The organism is Streptomyces sp. WM4235, assembly GCF_001279725.1.
In the GTDB taxonomy this organism is placed as follows: Bacteria; Actinomycetota; Actinomycetes; order Streptomycetales; family Streptomycetaceae; genus Streptomyces.
On sequence record NZ_LGDE01000389.1, the window covers coordinates 1 to 302 of the forward strand.

The window sequence follows — 302 nt, forward strand, 5'->3', positions numbered from 1 at the left end:
CGAAGAACGTCGCCACCGGCTTTAAGCTGGGGAGCTTCGCGGCCGTGCCCGCCACGATGGCGACGGCCGTGTTGGGCGACGGGACGCCGCCCGGGCCGAGGCGCACCTGGCTGTTGGTCGAGTCGTCGAAGGTGAGGACCACCGGGTGCGTCCCGGCGGGGATGTCGATGCGGCCCGTCTGGAAGTCCCGGGCCGTCACGGGCACGTAGTCCTCCCGCGCGAGGCGCTCCATTTCGGCGCGGAAAGCGGCCGGGGTGCGGTCGTAGACGCCGGCCGGTCTCCCGATGAGCTGGTGGTACATC

General features: G+C 71.9%; 1 pseudogene. It reads right to left on the reverse strand.

From position 1 onward, the window contains the following. Positions 1-302 (reverse strand): annotated as a pseudogene (locus ADK55_RS23345) (xylanase); the annotation flags it as partial.